Below are 22,978 nucleotides of genomic sequence, written 5' to 3' on the forward strand. Positions count from 1 at the left end.
TTTGATGAAATGCAATTTGGCAAATTGCTCGCAACGTTCCGCAGAATCGGTAAAATGTGCGCCAAATAAAGTAAAACAGGTTTTATCGATGTCTTCTGATTACTCAGTTATTTTGGTCGACGGATCGTCTTATTTATTTCGGGCTTATCACGCGATTAAAGAGCTTCGCACCAGCGAAGGATTTCCAACAAATGCCATTCGTGGTGTTATTAGTATGATTCGCGCGCATCTGCGAGATTATCCTTCAGCAAAAGTTGTTGTTGTTTTCGACGCCAAGGGTAAAACATTTCGGAACGATATGTACGCAGAATATAAAGCAAATCGCCCACCGATGGAGGATGACTTGCGTGTTCAAATTGAGCCGATTCATCAAATTATTGAAGCAATGGGTTTGCCTCTTTTAGTTGTCGACGGGGTTGAAGCTGACGATGTAATTGGGACATTGGCGCACGAAGCGACCAATAACGGTGTCAACACATTGATATCGACGGGCGACAAAGATATGGCTCAATTGGTTAGCGAGCATGTCACATTGATTAACACGATGGATAAAAATAATCCAATTACTGATCCTGACAGAGTGGTTGAAAAGTACGGTTTTAGCGCCGACAAAATTATCGACTATCTCGCATTGATGGGTGATTCCTCCGACAACATTCCTGGCGTTGCAGGTGTTGGTCAAAAAACAGCGGTAGCGCTTTTACAGGGAATTGGTGGATTAGAAGATATTTATGAAAATCTAGAAGCTGTTCGTGAGCTTTCCTTCCGCGGCGCAAAAAAAATGCCTGAGAAATTGGCCGATAACAAAGATATGGCGTTTCTATCTTATGAACTGGCAACCATAAAAACCGATGTTGAATTGCCTTGTCATTTAAAAGATATTGAGCACAAAGAACCTGACACCGAAACGTTGTCCGATTTATACAAAAAGTTTGAGTTCAAAACCTGGCTACACGAGTTATCTAGTGATGCAGATGAGCCTAGTGATACTGTGGAAGGTGAGAGTAAAAAAGCTAAAAGCGACTACGAGACTATTTTAACCGAAGAACAATTAAATGTTTGGAAAAACAAGTTGGAGTCGGCAGAGCTCTTTGCATTCGATACTGAAACTACCAGCGTGAACTATATGGATGCCGATCTTGTTGGCATGTCGTTCGCGGTAAAAGCGGGCGAGGCCGCTTATTTACCTTTGACCCACGATTATCTGGATGCCCCAGAGCAGTTAGATCGCACTTGGGTTCTTGATCAATTGAAACCACTGCTTGAATCGTCTGAGCATAAAAAAGTCGGGCAAAATTTAAAGTACGATGCCAGCGTTTTGGCAAAGTATGATATCGAACTAAAAGGTATTGCGTTTGACACCATGTTGGAATCCTACACATACAACAGTGTGGCGACTCGGCACGACATGGACTCTTTGGCGATGACTTATCTGGGGCGAGATACCATTCATTTTGAAGATATTGCCGGTAAAGGTGCCAAGCAAGTGACCTTTAATCAAATTGATATTGAGCAAGCCGCCGAATATGCAGCAGAAGATGCCGACGTAACTCTTCAGTTGCATGAAAAAATATGGCCTATGCTTGAGAAAGAAGAAGGACCTAAGGGCATCTTTGAGCACATCGAAATGCCATTGCTGTCGGTTCTTTCTCGCGTTGAGCGAACCGGTGTGTATATTGACCGACAGTTGTTACGTGAAAAAAGTCAGACTTTTGCAGTGCGCATTAAAGAGTTGCAAGAAAAAGCTTTTGAACTAGCTGGTGAAGAATTTAATTTAGGTTCACCAAAACAATTGCAGCGGATTTTATTTGAAAAACTTGAATTGCCAGTTATTAAGAAAACGCCTAAAAAGCAACCTTCTACAGCAGAAGACGTATTGCAAGAGTTAGCCCTGGATTATCCTTTGCCGAAAGTGATTTTAGAATATCGTGGGCTCTCAAAATTAAAGTCAACTTATACTGACAAACTTCCTGAAATGGTGAAAGAGTCGACAGGAAGATTGCACACTTCTTATCATCAGGCTGTTGCAGCAACAGGACGACTGTCCTCTACAGAGCCAAACCTGCAAAATATCCCAATTAAAAATGAAGCGGGTCGAAGCATACGCCAAGCATTCGTTGCGCCTAAAGGAAGAAAGATAGTCGCTGCGGATTATTCGCAAATTGAATTGCGTATTATGGCGCACCTTTCGCAAGACGAAGGTCTTCTGGAAGCATTTTCAAATGATAAAGACATTCATACGGCTACAGCCGCTGAAGTATTTGGAGTCGCAGAGAGTGCAGTTACCCAAGAGCAGCGGCGTAGCGCAAAAGCGATTAATTTTGGTTTGATTTACGGTATGTCAGCTTTTGGTTTGGCAAAGCAAATAGGCGTTGGCAGAGACGAAGCACAACATTATATCGATACTTATTTTGCGCGTTACCCTGGTGTAGAAGAGTACATGGAAGACACTAAAGAGAAAGCTAAGGAACAAGGTTATGTTGAAACTCTGTATGGACGTCGACTCTACTTGCCTGAAATAAATGCCAGTAATGGTATGCGACGTAAAGCGGCTGAAAGAACCGCGATTAATGCTCCAATGCAAGGCAGCGCGGCAGATATTATTAAGCTTGCGATGCTCAGTGTTGATAAGTGGCTTCGAGAAGATAATCCCGACTGCAAAATGGTGATGCAAGTGCACGATGAGTTAGTGTTTGAAGTTGCCGAAGATGCTGTAGAAGCTTGTTCGAAAAAAATAGTTGAGTTGATGCAGTCGGCAACAGAGTTGAGTATTCCCCTGGTGGTTGAGGCGGGTGTTGGCGACAACTGGGATGAGGCGCATTAATTAGCAATTCTTCTGACTTTATTCGATAGCAACGGAGCGATAATTTAAGGTTTCGTTGCTATTGAATGATCGTACTGGTTATATTTCTTTCAGCAATTATCCGCTGTTCTTTTACTTCCTTTTCAGATTAAACATACTTTTTTACATGTTCTTTGAATTAAGTATGAAACCTTTTCGTCTTTTAACCGTCTTAGTATATGAATGCCAATGATGGCGTTCTCCCGCGACACCCTCCTTCGTAGCGGGAAATTGGATTCGGTTTCCCCAAGCCGAGTTCGTATCGCCTCCCACGTCACAGCGTCGGAGGCTTTCTTTTTTGGGCTTAGCTTTTTATTTCTTCCATTGATATAAAGTTGGGTAAACGTTTAATTTTTGCTATCCACTCTACAATATTGGAGTAATCAGAAAGTGAGTAACCACCTTCTTCGGCGACGTGTGTATATGCAAATAAAGCAATGTCTGCGATACTATAATCATTTCCTGAAATCCATTGATTCATTGATAATTGCTGTTCCATAACATCAAGTGCTTGATATCCTCTTTGATGTAAAGCCGGTAATTGATTTTGCCTTTCATGCTCAGCAGGCAAAAACTTTTTTATAAATCGAGCAACCGCAATCGCGGGCTCGTGTGAATACTGTTCGAAGAACATCCATTGAAGAACTTGAGCCTGTTGAAAAGTATCTTTTGGAAATAAATTGCTGTTTTGAGCCAAATAAAATAGTGCGGCATTCGATTCGGGCAATCGTTTCCCATCATCCAATTCCAGCACTGGAACTTTTCCATTGCTGTTTATTTGTAAAAAGTGAGGCGTTTGAGTTTCACCATTAAGAATATCCACTTCGTTCCAGTGATATGGTATTTCTAACAATTCAGAGACTAAAGCTAACTTATAGCAGTTTCCCGAAGCTGACATGCCGTAAATAGTATTCATACTTTTTCTCTCTTTATCTCGTTTATTTTTATAAGATTTAACGACGCTAATTGAAATGCTGTATTTTAAGTTTACTATGATTGAAAAGATTAATGATAGGAGAATGTAATGACTAAAGTAGCAGTTATATTATCTGGATGCGGTGTGTTTGACGGTGCCGAAATTTGTGAGAGTGTTTTAACTCTCTGGGCTTTAGAGCAAGAGGGTGCAGAGTATCAATGCTTTGCTCCTAATATTGAACAAGCGCATGTCATTAATCATTTGAATGGCGAAGAAATGTCAGAGAAGCGAAATGTACTCGTTGAATCGGCACGAATCGCAAGAGGAAATGTAAAAGACTTAAAAGAGTTTGCTGCAAATGAATTTGATGCTTTGATTCTACCTGGAGGCTTTGGTGCGGCCAAAAACTTATCCAACTTTGCGTTTAAAGGAGCTGATTGTGACGTTAACTCGGATGTATTGCAGGCGTGTAAAGCAATGGCAGAAAGCAAAAAACCTTGTGGTTACATTTGTATATCCCCTGCGATCATTCCAAAAGTTTATGGCGAAGGTGCAAAGTTAACCATTGGTAACGATAAAGATACTGCTGAAAATATTGAAAAAATGGGTGGCGAGCATGTGAATTGCAGTGTTGATAAATTTGTTGTTGATGAAGAGTTAAGAGTGGTTTCAACACCAGCTTACATGCTTGCTGGAAATATAACAGAAGCTGCAAGTGGAATTACAAAGTTAGTTCATCATGTTGTTGGAATGATCGAACGCTAATTAAGGCCAATTTATTAACGTTTTTTATTTCAAGTATCTGAAGCCACACGCCGGTTGAACAGCGTAAATGCGAGTATGCCGGCGATAATAAAAACAGGTACCGTGCTCATAATGAGGATGCCTTGCCACTTAAATTGAAATAATAACCAGCCAGAGCTTAAAGAAGCGAGAGCTTGAGTTCCAAACACCAATAAATCATTAAATGCTTGTACTTTAAATCGTTCTTGAGGCCGATAGGCCGTTGGCAAAAGAGATGTACCGGCAACAAATAAAAAGTTCCAACCAATCCCAAGTAATACGAGTGCTAACCAAAAAGCAGCGAATGTTTGAGAAGTGTATGCAATGATCAAACATATTAAAAAGGCGACCAATCCAAAAGCCATCATGCGATAATGACCGAGCCTTTCTACAAGTAATCCTGAAATGAGTGAGGGTAGGTACATAGCCGCTACATGAGATTGGATAACCCACTTAGTGTGTGTCAGGCTGTGACCAAAATGATTGTGCATACTTAACGGAGTTGCCGTCATAATGAAGGCCATAACACCGTAACCAACAGCTGCAGCAAGAACAGCAATGATGACCGTTTGTTGGCTAAAAATTTCTTTTAAAGGTCGACCTATTAATTTTCCATCCGGTGCATGAGCCACACTATTTTGAGTTCGAGTTAGCAGTAAAAAGCCAACGCAATACAGTGCGGCAAGTAAAATAAACGAACCAGCGTACTCAACGGACAATAAATTTTTTCCTAATAGAGACATTTCCGGACCAATAAAAGCCGCCAAAATACCTCCGAGTAATATGGTTGAAGCTGCTTTTGGAATAGTGTCAGTTGGCACCAATTCCATGGCTGCAAATCGGTATTGTTGGACTGCTGCTGCCCCAGCCCCGACTCCAGTAGCTGCAACACAAAATAAAGCAAAGCTTTCAGCCATCAAGGCATAAGATGCGATTAATGCAGATAAAATACCCACGACGGCATAAGAGAGAAAAATTCTTTTTCTGCCATATCGACTCATTAAAAATGAAGCGGGTATCGCATTTAAGGCCAAGCCGACAATTGCTAAAGCAATGGGAAGCGTGGCTAATTGTTCGCTGGGTGCAATTTGGCTACCAATGATTCCTGCAATGAGTACAAGCATTGAAGTGCCAGATAGCATCAATGCATAACATAGCGTAAACAACCATACTTGCTTGGGCAGTTTGTGTGACAAGAAAGCCTTCCTTGAGTAAAGCATGGTAAACGATTAATTATTATACGTTTACCATTTGTTAATTGATAAGTTGATTGCGATTCAAGTAAGAATACCATGGAATTTAAGCCATCAACGACAGTTCGCATGTAAAATTATATTTGACGTTGAATTTGTCAGCTGGTTTGATCTACTTCTCTGATAAAACAATAATAAAGTGAGGTTAATGTGAGTCAATCCAAAGGACTCGATAGTAAAGCTTATCGAGCAATGGAGCCGGGTGAACAATACGCTCCCTATATTTCCTCTCAAGAATCGATAGCGGAATTCACCTTCAAATCGGTCGGTTTAGGAATCCTTTTCGGTATTATTTTTGGTGCTGCAAATGCTTATTTGGGATTAAGAGCTGGCCTAACAATCAGTACTTCAATTCCGGTTGCTGTTATGAGTGTTGCGGTATTTCGCTTGTTGGCGAAAGGTGGCATAAAAAGCACAATTCTCGAAACAAATATTGCGCAAACAACAGGATCCGCATCGAGCTCTGTCGCTAGCGGAGTCATCTTTACCTTACCCGCTTTATTTATGTGGGGCGTCGATCCTGATTTATTGCAAATGACTATTCTTGCAATGAGTGGCGGTCTTTTAGGAATATTATTCATGATACCGCTCAGAAAATTTCTTATTGAGCGTGAGCATGGCAAGTTGCCTTATCCTGAAGGCACTGCGTGTGCGGAAGTTTTGGTCGCGAATGAAGAAGGTGGTAACCGAGCTAAGTATATTTTCTATGGTATTGGTGTTGCTACAGTTTTCAAAACACTAACATCCTGGATAAAGGTCATTCCAGATCATGTCAGCTTTAATATCCCATTTGTTAAAAAAGCTTCATTAGGTGTTGATTTATCGGCAGCTCTGTTTGGTGTGGGCTACATTTTGGGACCACGAATCGCTCTAATTATGGTTGGTGGTGGCGTATTGTCATCGCTTATTATTATTCCCAGCATTGCAATTTGGGGAGATGCTCATACCACACCGCTATTTCCTGAAACCGTAAAATTAATTAAAGATATGTCACCAGGTGAAATTTGGACGCGATATGTGCGCTATATTGGTGCTGGTGCTGTCGCGACGGCTGGAATTATCACTTTAATTCGAAACGTTCCTGTGATGCTTGAAAGCTTTAAAGTGGGTGCGAAACAGTTAGAGCAAAGAACACACGAAGACCATTCTATTGCTGCAGATAATGCAGTACCAAGAACAAGCCGGGATTTACCGTTAAAGTATGTTGGTGTTGGAGTATTGGCGATTGTTTTGATATTGACGATTACTCCAACGGCTTTTGGTGAAGTGGGAGGCATTGATACTCGATTGGTGGCTGCTATTTGTGTGGCTATATTTTCATTTTTCTTTGTCACAGTCGCTTCGCGAATTGTTGGTTTGGTCGGTGTTACTTCAAATCCGACCAGCGGTATGACTATTGCGGCACTACTGGGTACGGCAACCATCTTTTTAGCGATGGGGTGGACAGATACCAGTGGAAAAGCGGCGACACTTATTGTGGGGTGTGTGGTTGCTATTGCCGCTTCTATTTCGGGCGACACTTCACAAGATTTAAAAAGCGGTTATTTATTAGGGGCAACTCCCAAAAGGCAACAGGCTGCTGAGTTAATTGGGGTGCTAACATCGGCGACATTTGTGTGTTTAGCAGTATTGTTACTCGCGGAAACTTTTGGTTTTGGTAGTAAAGAGTTACCTGCGCCACAAGCAACGCTTATGAAGTTAGTGATCGATGGTGTATTGGATCAAAATTTACCTTGGACATTGGTTGCTATTGGCGCTGGAATTGCAATTGCGTGTGAAATTTTCCGAATACCTTCTTTGCCATTTGCTGTGGGAGTTTATCTTCCAGTTTCAACGATGACGCCTATTTTTATTGGCGGAATGATTCGACATTATTTTGAAAAGCGAACCAAAAATAAAGAGCAGCTAGAAGGGCGCCGAGAAAAAGGTGTTTTACTCGGATCTGGCTTTGTCGGCGGAGAGGGATTACTGGGAGTCGGAATTGCTGCTGTGGCATTTATTCAATCGGCTAAGCCAGCAGGCATTGGTACTGGATGGACGGGTAGTGAGGTAATGGCTTCGGTTGTTGGTGCAATTGCTTTTACTTTACTTGTTGTTTGGTTTTTCAGATCCATACAAAGTACAAAAGCTGATTAGTTTGAAAGAAGCGTCGAATCGTATTATTCGGCGCTTTTCTTGTTGAACAATGTATTTTCTAATTCAGAATATTCATTAATTGGTGCGCTACAATGAGTCTGATCGCAAACGATGGCGTAGCAATTGTTTTCCGATTTTGGATACTTTGCCTCGAGGCTCTCTGGGAGACTCTCATCATTAGCTATAAATAAAACATAATGATTATGAGTTTTTTGATTGAGTGTTTGTTGCCAACGTATTCCCTCACTTCGTAATCCACGTATAACAATTAATGAGCTGGACTCGAAATCAAGCATGGCTCGTAAAATTGACGGATAACCTAAGGGAGATAACTTTAATCGACTGGTAGAGTGCTCAAATACTTGATGAACTATATTTTGAATTTTCTTATCTGACTGCAGCCGTGCTAATTGAATTAAAACTTGTAAAATTAATCCATTTCCGCTGGGCAATGCATCGTCAGCTAGTGAAATGACATTCATTGGTAAGTCTTCAGCATCTGAAAAATTAAAGACCGGAGTGTCCTTTAAAAAGCGATGAATACATTGTTCGCACAATTCACATAGCCAGCGATAATTTTCATTAGACCATTCATATTTAAGAGATGTCATTAAAGCTTGCATTAAATACGCGAAGTCATCAACATTCGCCTTTTGGTAAGCACGTCCATCTTTTAAACAACTATAAAGCTCTGATTCTTGCCAAAGATTTTGGTGAATAAAGACCAGGGTATCATTGGCAGTGTTTATTATATCTTCATTGTTAAGTAGTTGTCCGGCTTTTAGTAAACCTGTTACAAGCAACGCATTCCAGCCCGTTAGAATTTTTTCATCTCGAGAGGGTTTCTCTCTTTTATTTCTATAGGACAGAAGTTTTTGTTTTATAGGTTCAAGTGCCCATTGAACTTGTTTTAATGGGATACTCAGTTTTTCCGCGAGAGATTCATCGGAGTACCAACATTGAATATGCCATTGGTTATTAAAGTTAGGCGGTTGTGATAAACCAAGAGAGAGTTCAGCAATTTTCCACTCTTCTTCGGTTAATTGGTCGCGAACTTCGTTTTTTTCAAATACGTAAAATGTACCTTCTTTGCCATTCGAGTCAGCGTTGATAGCGGAATAGAATCCTCCATTATCACTAGACATTTCACTAACAAGCCACGAGTATGTCTTATAACATACCTCAGCAAGAAAGCCCTCTTTGCTAAATTTAGCTAAGTCAGCATAAAAGTTTATAAGTAGCGCATTGTCGTACAGCATTTTCTCAAAATGAGGTACGCCCCAGTGTTCATCAACACAATAACGAAAGAATCCACCACTTAAATGATCAAATAATCCAATACGAGACATGCTTTGTGCCGTTCGCATCAAAGCTTGATAGATTTTTTCACTGGTTACAGGGCGCTTTGTCTGAATGATATGCAATAGGGCACTTAATAATTGTGGCTGTGGAAACTTTGGCGCGCCTTGAAGCCCTCCCCACTGCTCATCTTGATTTTGCAAGTAATGTTCAACGAAATCTGAAGTATGCTGTTTTAGCGAGTAGCTTTCGGGCGTTGTAACATTGAGTTTTTCGATGCTTTCTGTAACCTTTTTGCGAACATTTTCAACATCTGTGTATTTACACTCATATATATCTTTAATGGTTGCGAGAATTTGTTGAAATGATGGTTGGTTATTAACAGTTCGATTGGAAAAGTAAGTGCCAATAAAAAATGGCATTAAAGATTTAGGATCAATAAATACGGTTAAAGGCCAACCTCCAGCACGATGATTAAGGAGTTGGTGACATTGCTGGAATAGCTTGTCTAAATCGGGACGCTCTTCTCGATCGACCTTTATATTTATAAAGTGTTGATTCATGATATTGGCAGTTTCTTGATCAGAAAATGACTCTGCTTCCATAACATGACACCAGTGGCATGCAGAATAGCCAATTGAAAGTAAGATGGGCTTATTGATTGACCTGGCATGGTCCAATACTTGAGTCGTCCACTCTTGCCAGAATACCGGATTATTTGCATGTTGCTGTAAATAGGGACTAGGACAATGGCTCAGATTATTTCTATTAAATGACGACACAGCTTCCTCAATTGTGTAGATTTAAGATTGAGACTAAGCTCAACTATACACTTACTGAAAGATAATTTAAAAAATGAGTTTTAACTTTATTTCGCCTTTAGATTGGACAGCTCTAGTTTGGTTTGCTTTATGTTGGGTCGGCTACGCTCTTTTTGCCCGTAGAAAGTCAAAAATTAAGCCGACTATAGCGACTTCTTTGAGTAGCGTTCGTGGAATTTGGATGAACCGAGTCTTAACTCGAGATGTTCGAATTGCCGACGTGACGGCTTTAGGAATTTTACAGCGAAATGTTACTTTTTTTGCTTCAACAACAATGTTTATATTGGCAGGTCTGTTAACCGTGCTTGGTGCTACGGAGAAAGTGATAGAACTAACGGATACCTTACCTTTTATCATTGAAAATACAAGAGCCAGTTGGGAATTTAAAATATTAATACTGGTTTTTACATTTGTTTATGCGTTTTTTAAGTTTTCATGGAGTGTACGGCAATATAATTTTGGAATTGTTCTTGTGGGTGCTTCGCCAGATAGTGACGCGACTCAAGAAGATAAAGATTTATTTATTGTTAATGCTAATCAAATTCTCTCGCGAGCCAACGACTCTTTTGCTCATGGGTTGAGAGCCTATTCTTTTGCCATGGCGTTATTAGCATGGTTTATTCATCCTGTGTTACTCATGGTGGTTTCTGCTTGGGTCGTTGGTGTTTTATACCGGCGAGAATTTCGCTCTTATACGCTAGAAGCGTTAAAAGCGGCTGGAAAGCTCAATTACTAGCTTAAATTGAGCAAAGAGAAGGGAAAGCAGCCATAAAAGGATTATATGTTCGATTCATATTGGATTCAGTTTTGCTGATATAGGATTAACTTACTTTAAGGAGGAGATGACAAATGTTAGTAAGCTATATGATTTTTCGTGAGTCCAATGAATGGTTTGTTAAGCTAGACAATGGGTCGGTATTGGGATCGTATGGAACCTATGATCTCGCACATAAGAGTGCTCAGTTATTGATTGCGCTGTGCCGTGAACTCAAGATTGTTTCTTAATTCAATAGGGCTCTAAATTGTGCAGTTATATAATGCAGTATTTATTGCATTCTTGAAAAATTATTGCCAACTATCATGAGCTGTAGATGTCGCAATAAGATTCGATTTTATACCACCAGACAAACAGTTATTTGCACTGGCAAAGCGATAATACTTTATGGTTCCCTTAGCTTCTTCGAGTAAAGACGAGTACTCGTGAGACTCTAAGATTGAAATAGCATCAGCATAGATGTATTTGACGCCGTAAATTGAACTTGAATAATGACTATCTGGCCATTCGATATTGTATTCAATAAAATGGTCGGGAACTTCACAGATATGAATATAGGCTTCGCCTCGATTAGCCTTGAGTCTATTTTTGCAGTGCCACCAAGCGCCTTTCAGGTTGTCGATAAAATAAAACCCTTCAAAGTTGCCGGTGCCATCGCCGGAATGTTTAAACCTTGGATTAAAGCGGTCGAAGTTATTGCGAGAGCCGTGAAACAACAATGCCATCGGTTTGTCCTTATTTGAGGCGTGAGCACCCGATTAATCTACTTGTGAAAGTTCAGCTGTTATAAAATCAAATTTTGAGAGTAATTAAAGTGGTGAAAATCACAAAACTTAAACCAGGTTGTGATTGTTTAATAACAACTTAGCGATCAGTCTTAAGTATTCGTTCTTAAAATGATCTTCGGTGTATAAATAGATCAATGGTTAGAGGTGAAATGTGGCCTCAACTGTTAAAGTCGAGGAGGGCATAACTATTTGAATTTAATGAATTAAATTGCTTCAAATCGGTTTTTGTCTGGAGTTATGATTGATGTTTTTTGTTTCTTTCACAGCATACTTGATTTCTGCCTTTCTCTTTTGCTCGATAAAGCGCTTTATCCGCTTTGGCGAAGACCTCTGATTCATCATTGACTCCTTCGAATTCAGCAACGCCACAAGAAATGGTTACGTTAATTGTGGTGTCATCTTCCAGGCTAATCGACTGGTTGGCAACAAGTTGGCGAAGTTTGTTAGTCGCTTTTGTTGCGTCATTAAGATTCGTCTCTATCATCAGTATCACAAATTCTTCACCGCCAAAGCGAGCAATGAAGTCGGCTTCTCTCATACCCTGACTGAGAGATTGAGCGACTTGTTGCAATACAATATCGCCATTATGGTGTCCGTATTGATCGTTTACTTTTTTGAAAAAATCGATGTCAATGACAGCCATACTCAGAGGTGTTTTATAACGCTTCCAACGAGCGTATTCTTGTGCAACTCTCTCATTGTATGCGTATCGGTTGGGTAATTTCGTTAAAGGATCACTGTAGGCTTTTTCTCGTTGTTCCTGTAAAGTCTTTGTTAGTCGTTCGGTCTCATCTTCTGTAAGTTTAAGCTGCTCTTTTATTATTTTAAGCTCATCCTGTGAGGTCTTAACATGATTGACCTGGGCTTCCTTAAATCGACTAACGCTATTGAAAATATGCTCAAAGCTGGCAATAAGTCGATGTTTGAGAGGGCCTAGTCCAGTTGAGTCCGATATTTCGCGCTTAATTTCATCAATCGTTTTTTTAAGTTCGTTATCCAGTCGTTTAGTGTCTTCAAAAAACTCATCATTATTGATTGAAGCTTGGTTTAAATAGGAGGCTACTTTTAATAAACGTTTATTTAACTGGTTTAAGAAGTTTTCGAATTGAGAGTGATCGGTATTGGCGGCTTGAAGTAAAACGGCGGCTATTTCTTCTATGAGAGGCGCTAAATCTTCTACTTCAGATAAATTACTAAGTTGCTCTTTTATTGTTGCGGTAGCTTCTTGGTAAATCTCAATGTGGCCGAGTTGTTCTATAAAATTATGGAGAGCTGAACTTACGGTGTCGGGAATACCTTGTTTTTTTTGTGAGCCGGTTTGACCTTCATCTAATTGGTCGTGTTCTTCTACTTTTTCTGGAGAGGGACTGGGTTTGTTGCTAGAAAACAAGTTCGATAGCCAAGATCGCTTTTCCGGAGCTTGACTCATACTTAGTATGATAGCTTTTAATTGTTCTACACATTCGCTAACGTTTAGCGATGATTGAGTATTCGTAAGCTTTTTGAGCCGTTTTCTAATTTTACGATCATTTACAGAATCAATCAGTTGATTGCTAAGCATCATGAGAGCCGATTTAGGATCTGCCTCGGCTTTGCGTGTTTGATAGCGTTCTTCTATGTCATGTAAACATTGAGTAATTGCCTCGACATTTTTTCCCAGTAGTTCAACCGACTCTCGCCTTTTTATCGAATCTCTGAGGTCTTCAAGTTTTCCATTGAGTTCGCTATCAATCCCCATTCCTGTGTAGCTAACACGAGACAAATAGCGTCGCAGCTGTTCTTCGGCTTCTGGAAATTCGTCGTTATCAGCCATGAGTGTCAGTAATTTTGCGTCGAAGTCGGTTCTTGATGGTTACAGGCTTCTAAGTGACTGGCGAGTTTTTTGGGTAACATAATATCCATGGCTACCGGTAAATGATCGGATATTATTTCTGGGAGAACTCGGAATTCTGCGACTTCCAAATTGTCGCTAATTAAAATTTGATCGATAGAGCGGCGTGGGTTCCAACTTGGATACGTTGGTTGGGGGTAAGCAACTAACTGAGTATTGATGTTAAACTTTTTGAGCTCCGCGTGTAACCAGGCCGGTTCGCAATTCATGTCACCCATAATAACAAAGTACGGATGTTCTCTTACGCTTTCCGCAATGTATTCAATTTGTTTAATTTGTGCTTTACGACTTAAGGCTAAATGAGCAACGACAACTACGAGTGACTGGTCGCCCGAGCCAAAGCTAACTTGTAATGCACCTCTGCCAGGTATCAGTCCCGGTAAGCTGTGATCAACGACTAGCTCAGCGGGAAGTTTTGATAGTAAACCGTTAGCGTGTGCTGCGATACTCGCCAAATTTCTGTTTCTTTGAACATGCCAATGGGGAAAACCCGCATGCTCGGCAATGTACTCGACTTGATTAATAAAACTTGATCTTAAACTGCCTGCATCGACTTCTTGAAGTGCAACAACGTCATAGTTTTTTACCAGCTCTGCTATTTTAGCTAAGTTAATATGTCGACCTGAATGCGGAAGTACGTGTCGCCAGCTTTTCTTCAGGTAATCTGAAAAGCCTCCCATATCGATACCAACTTGAATGTTAAACGATAACATTCTCAGGCGCTCAAATCGGCTTGAGTCGGCGACAGTTTGCGTTGGTGAAGGAGATAGCATCTGGATTACGGCTTTGTATTATCCAAGTATTTGAGTATTTCGATTAGCCTCGCAGGCGTTTTAGCTTGCGTGGCATCAATTGTGTATTGTCCTTTAAAAATAATAGTCGGGACTGTCGAAATTGAGAACTGTTTAATCATATTTTGTATAAATACAAGTCGTTTCGGCATATCTGAGTCGTAAACAGCATCTTCAACTTGCTGGGAATCTTCAATAAATTGATTAAAAATAGCAATGTAATCTTTAGGGGTATTTAAAGTGCTATTTTCAGCTTGAATTAACGTAAATAACTCTAAGTGCTGTTCTGGTGAAAGCTTTAAGTTATTGGCTACCAGATTGATTTTGGCAGCCGGTCGCCATGCTTCGCGAAAAACAGCAGGCCAAAGAATGGCGCTAAATTCATTGTTTTCTAGGGCGCTGTAGACTCTTTTTGCAGAGTCAGAACCATACCAAGAGACAAGCACTAAGTCTGGAACCGATTCTTGAGAGTTCAACTGTGTGAAATCGATACCTGCAACAAATTTCCCGGTCTCGGTAGATTGAGCATGTATTTGTATCGAATGACACAGAGTGAGTAGTATTGTTATCAGAATTACAATTCGTTTAAACATGACTGTCTATTTGGCTCTTATTATTCGTGCTCTAGATATTACATACTAGTGGAAACCGGTATGACTGTCTGTGCAGACATCAATATTTTCGACTTTAAATTTCAGGTAAGGTTCTGATGAAAAAGGAAATAAAAAAGGCGACATAACGTCGCCTTCAAAAGTGCTCGTGCGGTTTTTAGTGAAGACCTACCAGATAATAAGCAAGGGCTTCAATTTGCTCATCAGTAAGTTGTGATGCAATATCACGCATCATGCGATTAGGATCATTTGCTCGCTCTCCAGACCGAAATGCTTTCAGCTGAGCAATGGTGTATTGCGGGCTTTGCCCACTTAATGATGCAAATCCGGCCGATTCCATACCAGTGCCTTTAGGTCCATGACACGCTGTGCATGCTGGAAGGCCTTTTGCTGGGTCACCAGAGCGGTATAGCTTTTGGCCAAGAGCAATGTATTTCTCTGGAACAGCCGCGTGTTGAACTTCTAAGCTAGCAAAGTAAGCTGCGATGTCTTCCATTTGTTCCGCGGTTAATGCAGCCGCTTGACCATTCATTACAGCGTTTTTTCGGTCCCCAGACTTGAATTCTCTCAATTGCTTTTCGGTGTATTTTGCACCTTGCCCAGCCAACTTAGGGTACGTCGGGTCTATAACTGAGTTACCATCACTGCCATGACATGCTGCGCATGCAGCAGCTGCTTGTTGGCCTTTTGCTGGGTCACCAGCGGTCAGCAATGAAGGTAAGAGCCCCAAAAGAATGCTTATTACTGCGAATTTTTTCATTATTTGTCCTTTATTCCGCGGAAAATCTCAGAAAGTACTTTCGCACTCAATGCGCCATGATACACTTGCGCCAAATTTTTGAAAGTGGCTGAATTATAGGGAAACTGTTTTTAAAAAGCCACAATTGTACTGAGGTAACCTATAGTAGATGGGTTGCGCCTCATATATCTGGAGATTACCGTGAAGCAATCCCTTGACGGCAAAGATAAAAAAGTTAATCCATTTCGACAAGCGACCTATTTAAAGGGAGCTGCGGAGTTAGTGCAATTGCCTCTCGATGTAGGCATTGAGGTCGCATTTGCTGGTCGATCTAATGCCGGAAAATCAAGCGTCTTAAATGTGCTTTGTGATCAGAATGCTTTGGCTCGTACCAGTAAAACACCCGGTCGAACCCAATTGATTAATTTGTTCACGCTAGACGAAGAGCGCCGTCTGGTTGATCTACCGGGATACGGCTTTGCCAAAGTTTCGTTGGAAATAAAAGAACGCTGGCAAGAGACTTTAAGCCAATACTTACAACATCGTGAGTGTTTAAAAGGTCTCGTTGTGCTGATGGATATTCGGCACCCGATGAAAGATGTGGACCAACAAATGTTGCTTTGGGCTGCCGAAGTCGGTTTGCCATGCCATGTTTTGCTTAATAAAGCAGATAAACTGAAGCAAGGTGCCGCTAAAAACACGTTGCTAAAAATTAAGAAACAGGTGAGTGAAATTCATTCCGAATTTACCGTGCAAAACTTCTCAGCATTAAAACGAACGGGTATGGATGGCTTGCTACAAAAGCTGTTCGGCTGGTTTGAGTATGAATAATTGTAAACATGCGTTTTAATTTTCTTATATGAGAAAGGGGTCGTTATTTCGCCAAGTGGTTTATAAATAACGTTTTTTTATTGATAAAAAAGCCGAATCTTGCGCAAAAAATACGCGAAATGGTTTGATTTTTGCCCCTGCTGTTTGAGAAAATACGCGCCATTTCAAAATGGGCCCCCAGCTCAGGAGAGTTTTATGCCTACCCGATTCGACTTAGCCAATGCTATTCGTGCTCTTAGTATGGATGCAGTGCAGAAAGCTAAATCTGGCCACCCTGGCGCTCCACTTGGCATGGCAGATATCGCCGAAGTCCTCTGGAACGATTACCTTAAACACAGTCCAAAGAACCCGCAGTGGGTGAATCGAGACCGTTTCGTATTATCAAATGGTCATGGTTCGATGCTCATTTATTCTTTGCTCCATCTGACCGGTTATTCATTGAGCATTGAAGACATTCAAAATTTTCGTCAGTTACACTCCAAAACACCAGGTCACCCAGAATACGGTTATACGCCAGGTGTGGAGACGACTACCGGTCCATTAGGTCAAGGTTTGGCTAATGCCGTCGGTATGGCTATTGCGGAAAAAACCTTAGCAGCGCAGTTTAATCAGCCTAATTTCGAGATGATCGACCATCACACCTACACCTTTTTAGGTGACGGTTGCTTAATGGAAGGCGTTTCGCACGAAGTTTGCTCTCTTGCTGGGACTTTAGGCTTAGGTAAGTTGATCGCGTTTTATGATGACAACGGAATATCGATTGATGGTGAAGTTGATGGTTGGTTCTCTGATGATACACCAAAACGTTTCCGAGCTTATGGCTGGCAAGTTATTCCCGATGTTGATGGTCACGATCCGGATGCCATTAAAGCTGCGGTCGAACAAGCGAGAGCTGAGACAACCAAACCAACGCTGATATGCTGCAAAACAACCATCGGTTTTGGTGCGCCCACAAAAGCAGGTAAAGAAGAGTGTCATGGTGCACCCTTGGGTGACGAAGAAATAGCAGGCACACGAAAGAATTTAAAATGGTCGCACGCTCCCTTTGAGATTCCCCAAGATATTTATGATGCGTGGGATGCGAGAGAGAAAGGGGCAACTCTCGAAGAAGAGTGGAACAATCAGTTCATTGCCTATCGCGACGCTCATCCTGAATTAGCTGCTGAGCTAGAAAGAAGATTGAATGGTTCTTTACCATCAGACTTTGAAACAATCACCAGCGAGTTTATTCGAGAAACTCAAAATGAAGCAGCAAAAGTGGCCACACGGAAAGCATCACAGTTAGCTATTGAAGCCTTTGCGAAGCATTTACCAGAGCTTTTAGGTGGGTCTGCTGACTTAGCGGGTTCAAATTTGACACTTTGGAGTGGTTCTAAAGGAATCGATGCTAAAGACGCATCCGGTAACTATTTGTACTACGGAGTTCGTGAGTTTGGTATGGCTGCCATTATGAATGGTATTGCGTTGCATGGCGGTTTTATTCCTTATGGTGGTACTTTCCTAATCTTTATGGAATACGCCCGAAATGCTTGTCGGATGGCAGCGTTGATGAAACAACGAGCCATTTATGTTTTTACTCATGACTCGATTGGTCTAGGTGAAGACGGTCCGACTCACCAACCCATTGAGCAATTAACGAGCTTGCGAACAACGCCTAATATGTCTGTTTGGCGTCCTTGTGATGCGACAGAAACGGCAGTTGCCTGGAAGCACGCCCTTGAGCGAATGGATGGACCTACTTCATTAGCCTTATCGCGGCAAGGTTTGCCGGGATTAAAACGTTCGGATGAGCAATTAGCGAACGTCGATAAAGGTGGCTACGTTATTAAAGATTGCAGCGGCACGCCAGAAATCATTTTGATGGCGACGGGTTCGGAAGTTGAGTTGGCACTTAAAGCCGCCAGCGAACTAGAAAAGAGCAGCCATCAAGTAAGAATCGTTTCAATGCCTTCAACCGATGTGTTTGAAAAGCAATCTGCTGAATACAAAGAGAGTGTTTTACCGACAGCTATCACAAATCGAATAGCTATTGAAGCAGGTTATCCAGATTTCTGGTACAAGTACGTCGGACTTAACGGAAAAGTATTGGGCATGGATCGTTTCGGTGAGTCAGCGCCCGCTGGTGCACTATTTGAAGAATTTGGTTTTACAACTAATAACTTGGTTGCGATGGCCGAAAAAATGCTCGAGGACAACGCTGAATAACCGTTCTTGAGTCGAGGAAAGTTTGTGCCGATCCCAACAAAGCTTTCCTCAATTTAAAACTCTTTTCATACGATTAACAGAAAGTGCTGAGACACCGAGTGTCTTAGCACTTTCATAGTAATAAGTATAAAGAAGCAGCGAGCGTCTGCTTCATCCAGTTATAACAGTGAGGTGAAATATGACAGTCAAGGTTGCCATTAACGGTTACGGCCGAATTGGTCGAATGGTTCTACGAGCAATTTACGAATTGAATCGTCAGGACGAAATTAAAGTCGTTGCGATTAATTCTTCGCACCCTATCGAGACAAATGCACACCTTACCAAATACGATACAACTCACGGTCGTTTTGAAGCCGATGTGACAAGCGATGAAAACCACATGTACGTTAATGGCGATCCGATAGCAATGATTGCCGATCGTAATCCCGAAAATATTAAGTGGAGCGATTACGGTGTTGACTTGGTTATGGAATGTACCGGTGTATTTAAAGACAAAGCTGGCGCATCCAAGCATTTTGTTGGTGGCGCGAAGAAAGTGCTAATTTCCGCACCAGGTGGCGATGACATTGATGGCACGGTTGTTTTTGGTGTAAATGACGATATTTTAACCAGTGACCATAACATTGTTTCCAATGCATCTTGCACAACCAATTGTTTGGCGCCTGTCGCTAAAGCACTGCACGAAGGTCTAGGCATAGTAAGTGGCTTGGTTAATACAATTCACGCTTACACCAATGATCAGAATATTATTGATAACCCTCACAAAGATCTCCGCCGTGCCCGTGCAGCTGCTCAGTCCGTTATTCCAACGAAAACAGGTGCTGCTAAAGCTGTTGGTTTAGTACTGCCCGACTTAAACGGTAAACTCGATGGATTTGCGATGCGTGTACCAACAATCAATGTTTCGGTTGTTGACCTGACTTTCACTGCCAGCAGAGACACGACTGTTGAAGAAGTTAATGAAATTATCAAGAAAGCTGCCGATGAGCATGTATTGGCATACAACGATGAGCCATTGGTATCGACAGATTTTAACCACCACGCGGCGTCTAGCATTTTTGATGCAACTCAAACTCGAGTTATCGGTGGAAACTTAGTGAAAATAGTAACTTGGTACGACAATGAGTGGGGCTTTTCTTGCCGCATGATAGATACTGCTCTTGCAATGATGAAAGCATAAGTACTGCTTTAATACCGCCTCCGTTCAACGGAGGCGATTTAAAAACCCTTGTGGTTTAGCCAGTTCTGGCAACTAATCCTCAGAGTTTTCGGTTACAATATCGCTCGAAAATTAAATATCGATTTGAAAAGGCTTTCAACTATGTCTGTATTACGTATGGCTGATCTGGATCTTAAAGGCAAACGTGTCTTAATCCGTGAAGATCTTAATGTGCCGATTAAAGACGGAGAAGTGACTTCCGACGTAAGAATTCAAGCATCTATCCCTACAATTAAATTGGCTTTAGAGAAAGGTGCCAAGGTGATGGTAATGTCTCACCGAGGTCGTCCAACCGAAGGAGAGTTATCTGCAGATGATTCCATGGAGCCAGTTGCGACACACCTCAATCAACTACTAGGTGTTCCAGTTCGTTTAGTCAGTGATTACCTCAAAGGTGTTGATATCAACGAAGGTGAAGTCGTCTTATTTGAAAATGTTCGCTGTAATAAAGGCGAAAAGGCCAATGATGAGAGTTTATCGAAACAATATGCGGCTCTGTGTGATGTATTTGTTATGGATGCTTTTGGTACTGCACATCGAGCGCAAGCTTCAACACATGGTGTCGCTAAATTTGCTCCGGTAGCTTGTGCAGGTCCGCTCTTGGCAAACGAGTTGGACGCGTTAGCAAAAGCTTTGGATAATCCAGCACGCCCAATGGTCGCAATTGTTGGCGGTTCTAAAGTTTCGACTAAACTTACCGTGCTTGATGCGTTATCTAAGAAAGTCGATCAGTTAATTGTCGGTGGTGGAATAGCTAACACGTTTATTGCTGCTCGCGATCATAATGTGGGTAAATCCTTGTATGAAAAGGATTTAATTCCAGAAGCGAAACGCCTAATGGAGCAAGCGGAATCTCGTGGTGGTGAAATTCCAGTTCCATCAGATGTTGTTGTTGGTAATGAATTTAGCGAGACCGCAGAAGCAACCTTAAAAAATGTTGATGCTGTAAACGATGACGATATGATTTTTGATATTGGTCCTGAAACAGCAAAGAAATTGAACGCTATCTTATCGGAAGCAAAAACGATTGTTTGGAATGGACCTGTTGGCGTCTTCGAATTTGATCAATTTGCTGAAGGTACAAAAAGCATGTCACTAGCTATTGCGGAAAGTGACGCATTTTCAATTGCTGGCGGCGGTGATACTTTAGCGGCTGTTGATAAGTTTAATATCAAAGATAAAGTTTCTTACATTTCGACTGGTGGCGGTGCATTTTTGGAGTTTCTTGAAGGAAAGAAATTACCAGCAGTAGAAATTTTAGAGCAACGAGCAAGCGAATAAATTGATTGGCTAAGTTAATTGGATTAAACATTAACTTAGCCACGACGAATTAAAAATCGGGAAGAGAGGAAATAAACATGGCATTAATTTCTATGAGGCAGATGTTGGATCACGCTGCTGAGCATGGTTACGGCGTTCCAGCTTTTAATGTGAATAATTTGGAGCAAATGAGAGCGATTATGGAAGCGGCAGACAAAACCGATTCGCCCGTTATCGTTCAAGCCTCTGCGGGTGCTCGCAAATATGCTGGAGCTCCATTTTTGAGACATTTAATATTGGCAGCGATAGAAGAGTTTCCTCATATTCCTGTTGTTATGCATCAGGATCATGGTACTAGCCCAGCTATTTGTCAGCGCTCGATTCAGTTAGGTTTTTCTTCAGTTATGATGGATGGTTCTTTACGAGAAGATGGTAAAACACCAGCAAGTTACGAATATAACTTGGATGTAACTAAAAGAACGGTAGAAATGGCTCATGCTTGTGGAGTCTCTGTTGAAGGTGAATTAGGTTGCCTCGGTTCTCTAGAAACTGGCGAAGCCGGAGAAGAAGATGGTGTTGGTGCAGAAGGTAAATTGTCTCACGATCAATTATTAACGGATCCTGATGAAGCGGCTGACTTTGTAAAGCAAACCAAAGTTGATGCTTTGGCAATCGCGATTGGTACTTCGCATGGAGCCTATAAATTTTCACGTCCGCCAACAGGAGATATTCTGGCAATTGATCGGATAAAAGCGATTCACCAGCGTATTCCTGATACTCATCTAGTAATGCACGGATCTTCATCGGTTCCTCAAGATTGGTTAGCCGTTATCAATGAGTTTGGTGGTGAAATTCCAGAAACTTACGGAGTTCCAGTCGAAGAGATTGTAGAAGGTATTAAACATGGTGTTCGTAAAGTGAATATTGATACTGATCTGCGTCTTGCTTCAACAGGTTCTATTCGTCGTCATCTGGCGCAAAACAAAAGCAATTTCGATCCAAGAAAATATCTTGCTGAATCAACTAAAGCGATGATGGATATATGTGTTGCGCGATACGAGGCATTTGGTACTGCTGGTAACGCAAGTAAATTAAAAGCACTTTCTTTGGATGATATGGTAGCACGCTATGATTCCGGCGAATTAGATCCAAAAATCAATTAATTGAACTGCGCGGGATTTTGAATAGTATTCGATCCCGCACTTTTACAGCTACTTAATGTCAGATCCAGATCTTAATCCCTACGCTAGTTCAACAACGAGTGAGTTAACTCTGGAGCAGCGATTACTTAGCGAACAGAGTTTAACAGGAACGATTCTGGGATCCCTTGCAGGCGCGATACCTGGCTTATTGATATATTTCTTATTAATCCCTTATCCGTTGTTTTCCTTTACGGTTTATTTTTTACCTGGTCTCTTAATTGGTTTTTTTGCAGGATTTATGGGGCGTGGGATTGACAAAATTCATCGTGTTGTTAGTGCGAGTATTACCCTGCTCTGTATTTCTATCGTTAGTTGGTTACTTGACCTTCCATCGGCAGCTATTGGCCTGTCTTTTATTAATTGTATTATTGCTGCTCTTATCTCAGTACGTCGGTTAACGAGAGAAGAAGCAGATGCTCTATTTAATTATAAAATTGGGTATCAGACGAAAAAATAAACCTGTTGTTCTATGTTATAAGCAGTCGTTTATTGATCTTAAAAAAATATAAATTATTAGAAGCATTCACCGATCGCTTCTGGTAAATTTTAAACGCTCAGTTTCAAGAGTGACTATTCTGATGGCCTTTAAAGCCAGGTCATCTTAACAACTTCTATC

The 22,978-nt window shown here is 41.3% G+C and carries 19 protein-coding genes; 11 read left to right on the forward strand and 8 right to left on the reverse strand.

Features of this window, described 5'->3' with window-relative positions; genetic code table 11:
• Positions 1–88 precede the first annotated feature (88 nt).
• On the forward strand, positions 89–2,824 hold the full coding sequence (gene polA / locus FAX86_RS07060; RefSeq protein ID WP_144392630.1) for a DNA polymerase I: 2,736 nt from the start codon (positions 89–91) through the stop codon (positions 2,822–2,824).
• 322 nt (positions 2,825–3,146) lie between these two features.
• On the opposite strand, the gene FAX86_RS07065 is transcribed toward polA, so the two are convergent.
• Positions 3,147–3,758, reverse strand: coding sequence for a glutathione S-transferase family protein (locus tag FAX86_RS07065; protein ID WP_144392631.1), 612 nt, complete (start codon positions 3,756–3,758; stop codon positions 3,147–3,149).
• 108 nt (positions 3,759–3,866) lie between these two features.
• Between FAX86_RS07065 and elbB the strand changes: the two genes are divergently transcribed.
• Entirely contained in the window at positions 3,867–4,523 is a 657-nt protein-coding gene (gene elbB / locus FAX86_RS07070) for an isoprenoid biosynthesis glyoxalase ElbB (RefSeq protein WP_144392632.1), read from the forward strand.
• Between the two features lie 29 nt (positions 4,524–4,552).
• On the opposite strand, the gene FAX86_RS07075 is transcribed toward elbB, so the two are convergent.
• On the reverse strand, positions 4,553–5,737 hold the full coding sequence (locus FAX86_RS07075) for an MFS transporter (RefSeq protein WP_164503492.1): 1,185 nt from the start codon (positions 5,735–5,737) through the stop codon (positions 4,553–4,555).
• Positions 5,738–5,944: 207 nt separating this feature from the next.
• On the opposite strand from FAX86_RS07075, the gene FAX86_RS07080 reads away from it, so the two are divergent.
• Positions 5,945–7,930, forward strand: a complete 1,986-nt coding sequence (locus tag FAX86_RS07080) for an OPT family oligopeptide transporter (protein ID WP_246128514.1) — start codon at positions 5,945–5,947, stop codon at positions 7,928–7,930.
• A 23-nt stretch (positions 7,931–7,953) separates the two neighbouring features.
• Here the strand turns inward: FAX86_RS07080 and FAX86_RS07085 are convergent, their stop codons facing one another.
• The gene (locus FAX86_RS07085; protein WP_164503493.1) at positions 7,954–10,011 is read right to left on the reverse strand and encodes a thioredoxin domain-containing protein; all 2,058 of its coding nucleotides are present in this window, start codon (positions 10,009–10,011) and stop codon (positions 7,954–7,956) included.
• A gap of 73 nt (positions 10,012–10,084) precedes the next feature.
• Between FAX86_RS07085 and FAX86_RS07090 the strand changes: the two genes are divergently transcribed.
• Together FAX86_RS07090 and FAX86_RS22170 are read left to right on the forward strand one after the other, a co-directional pair.
• Positions 10,085–10,786, forward strand: coding sequence for a DUF599 domain-containing protein (locus tag FAX86_RS07090; protein WP_144392635.1), 702 nt, complete (start codon positions 10,085–10,087; stop codon positions 10,784–10,786).
• 113 nt (positions 10,787–10,899) lie between these two features.
• Positions 10,900–11,055 carry a hypothetical protein gene (locus FAX86_RS22170; protein ID WP_164503494.1) on the forward strand — a complete coding sequence of 52 codons (156 nt, stop codon included), beginning with the start codon at positions 10,900–10,902 and terminating at the stop codon, positions 11,053–11,055.
• A gap of 60 nt (positions 11,056–11,115) precedes the next feature.
• On the opposite strand, the gene FAX86_RS07095 is transcribed toward FAX86_RS22170, so the two are convergent.
• From FAX86_RS07095 to FAX86_RS07115, 5 genes are all read right to left on the reverse strand, one after another.
• Positions 11,116–11,550 (reverse strand): hypothetical protein, encoded by a 435-nt coding sequence (locus FAX86_RS07095; RefSeq protein WP_144392636.1) that lies wholly within the window; start codon positions 11,548–11,550, stop codon positions 11,116–11,118.
• Between the two features lie 298 nt (positions 11,551–11,848).
• On the reverse strand, positions 11,849–13,426 hold the full coding sequence (locus FAX86_RS07100) for a GGDEF domain-containing protein (protein ID WP_144392637.1): 1,578 nt from the start codon (positions 13,424–13,426) through the stop codon (positions 11,849–11,851).
• 5 nt (positions 13,427–13,431) lie between these two features.
• A complete protein-coding gene (locus tag FAX86_RS07105; RefSeq protein WP_144392638.1) occupies positions 13,432–14,277 on the reverse strand; it encodes an endonuclease/exonuclease/phosphatase family protein in 846 nt (281 codons plus the stop codon).
• Between the two features lie 5 nt (positions 14,278–14,282).
• Positions 14,283–14,888, reverse strand: a complete 606-nt coding sequence (locus FAX86_RS07110) for a thioredoxin domain-containing protein (RefSeq protein WP_144392639.1) — start codon at positions 14,886–14,888, stop codon at positions 14,283–14,285.
• Positions 14,889–15,063: 175 nt separating this feature from the next.
• Positions 15,064–15,666 carry a c-type cytochrome gene (locus FAX86_RS07115; RefSeq protein ID WP_144392640.1) on the reverse strand — a complete coding sequence of 201 codons (603 nt, stop codon included), beginning with the start codon at positions 15,664–15,666 and terminating at the stop codon, positions 15,064–15,066.
• Between the two features lie 180 nt (positions 15,667–15,846).
• Here FAX86_RS07115 and yihA point away from each other — a divergent pair, with 180 nt between their 5' ends.
• The 6 genes from yihA (at position 15,847) to FAX86_RS07145 (ending at position 22,819) form a co-directional block, all read left to right on the forward strand.
• The gene (yihA, locus tag FAX86_RS07120) at positions 15,847–16,476 is read left to right on the forward strand and encodes a ribosome biogenesis GTP-binding protein YihA/YsxC (protein ID WP_144392641.1); all 630 of its coding nucleotides are present in this window, start codon (positions 15,847–15,849) and stop codon (positions 16,474–16,476) included.
• A 195-nt stretch (positions 16,477–16,671) separates the two neighbouring features.
• The gene (gene tkt / locus FAX86_RS07125; protein WP_144392642.1) at positions 16,672–18,681 is read left to right on the forward strand and encodes a transketolase; all 2,010 of its coding nucleotides are present in this window, start codon (positions 16,672–16,674) and stop codon (positions 18,679–18,681) included.
• Between the two features lie 178 nt (positions 18,682–18,859).
• Positions 18,860–19,861, forward strand: coding sequence for a type I glyceraldehyde-3-phosphate dehydrogenase (gene gap / locus FAX86_RS07130; protein WP_144392643.1), 1,002 nt, complete (start codon positions 18,860–18,862; stop codon positions 19,859–19,861).
• A 141-nt stretch (positions 19,862–20,002) separates the two neighbouring features.
• The gene (locus FAX86_RS07135; protein WP_144392644.1) at positions 20,003–21,181 is read left to right on the forward strand and encodes a phosphoglycerate kinase; all 1,179 of its coding nucleotides are present in this window, start codon (positions 20,003–20,005) and stop codon (positions 21,179–21,181) included.
• A gap of 77 nt (positions 21,182–21,258) precedes the next feature.
• Positions 21,259–22,323, forward strand: coding sequence for a class II fructose-bisphosphate aldolase (fba, locus tag FAX86_RS07140; protein WP_144392645.1), 1,065 nt, complete (start codon positions 21,259–21,261; stop codon positions 22,321–22,323).
• Positions 22,324–22,378: 55 nt separating this feature from the next.
• Complete coding sequence (locus FAX86_RS07145; protein WP_144392646.1) at positions 22,379–22,819, forward strand: hypothetical protein; 441 nt, start codon at positions 22,379–22,381, stop codon at positions 22,817–22,819.
• Positions 22,820–22,978: the final 159 nt, after the last annotated feature.

The sequence above is a fragment of the Pleionea sediminis genome, assembly GCF_007570825.1.
In the GTDB taxonomy this organism is placed as follows: domain Bacteria; phylum Pseudomonadota; class Gammaproteobacteria; order Enterobacterales; family Kangiellaceae; genus Pleionea; species Pleionea sediminis.

What these genes read in the sequence shown, in the direction of transcription:
- FAX86_RS07110 (WP_144392639.1), bottom strand. Translation starts at nt 14,888, where the DNA reads ATGTTTAAACGAATTGTAATTCTGATAACAATACTACTCACTCTGTGT.
- FAX86_RS07095 (WP_144392636.1), bottom strand. Translation starts at nt 11,550, where the DNA reads ATGGCATTGTTGTTTCACGGCTCTCGCAATAACTTCGACCGCTTTAAT.
- FAX86_RS07135 (WP_144392644.1), top strand. Translation starts at nt 20,003, where the DNA reads ATGTCTGTATTACGTATGGCTGATCTGGATCTTAAAGGCAAACGTGTC.
- FAX86_RS07145 (WP_144392646.1), top strand. Translation starts at nt 22,379, where the DNA reads ATGTCAGATCCAGATCTTAATCCCTACGCTAGTTCAACAACGAGTGAG.
- gap (WP_144392643.1), top strand. Translation starts at nt 18,860, where the DNA reads ATGACAGTCAAGGTTGCCATTAACGGTTACGGCCGAATTGGTCGAATG.
- polA (WP_144392630.1), top strand. Translation starts at nt 89, where the DNA reads ATGTCTTCTGATTACTCAGTTATTTTGGTCGACGGATCGTCTTATTTA.
- FAX86_RS22170 (WP_164503494.1), top strand. Translation starts at nt 10,900, where the DNA reads ATGTTAGTAAGCTATATGATTTTTCGTGAGTCCAATGAATGGTTTGTT.
- fba (WP_144392645.1), top strand. Translation starts at nt 21,259, where the DNA reads ATGGCATTAATTTCTATGAGGCAGATGTTGGATCACGCTGCTGAGCAT.
- tkt (WP_144392642.1), top strand. Translation starts at nt 16,672, where the DNA reads ATGCCTACCCGATTCGACTTAGCCAATGCTATTCGTGCTCTTAGTATG.
- FAX86_RS07065 (WP_144392631.1), bottom strand. Translation starts at nt 3,758, where the DNA reads ATGAATACTATTTACGGCATGTCAGCTTCGGGAAACTGCTATAAGTTA.
- FAX86_RS07115 (WP_144392640.1), bottom strand. Translation starts at nt 15,666, where the DNA reads ATGAAAAAATTCGCAGTAATAAGCATTCTTTTGGGGCTCTTACCTTCA.
- FAX86_RS07105 (WP_144392638.1), bottom strand. Translation starts at nt 14,277, where the DNA reads ATGCTATCTCCTTCACCAACGCAAACTGTCGCCGACTCAAGCCGATTT.
- FAX86_RS07100 (WP_144392637.1), bottom strand. Translation starts at nt 13,426, where the DNA reads ATGGCTGATAACGACGAATTTCCAGAAGCCGAAGAACAGCTGCGACGC.
- elbB (WP_144392632.1), top strand. Translation starts at nt 3,867, where the DNA reads ATGACTAAAGTAGCAGTTATATTATCTGGATGCGGTGTGTTTGACGGT.
- FAX86_RS07090 (WP_144392635.1), top strand. Translation starts at nt 10,085, where the DNA reads ATGAGTTTTAACTTTATTTCGCCTTTAGATTGGACAGCTCTAGTTTGG.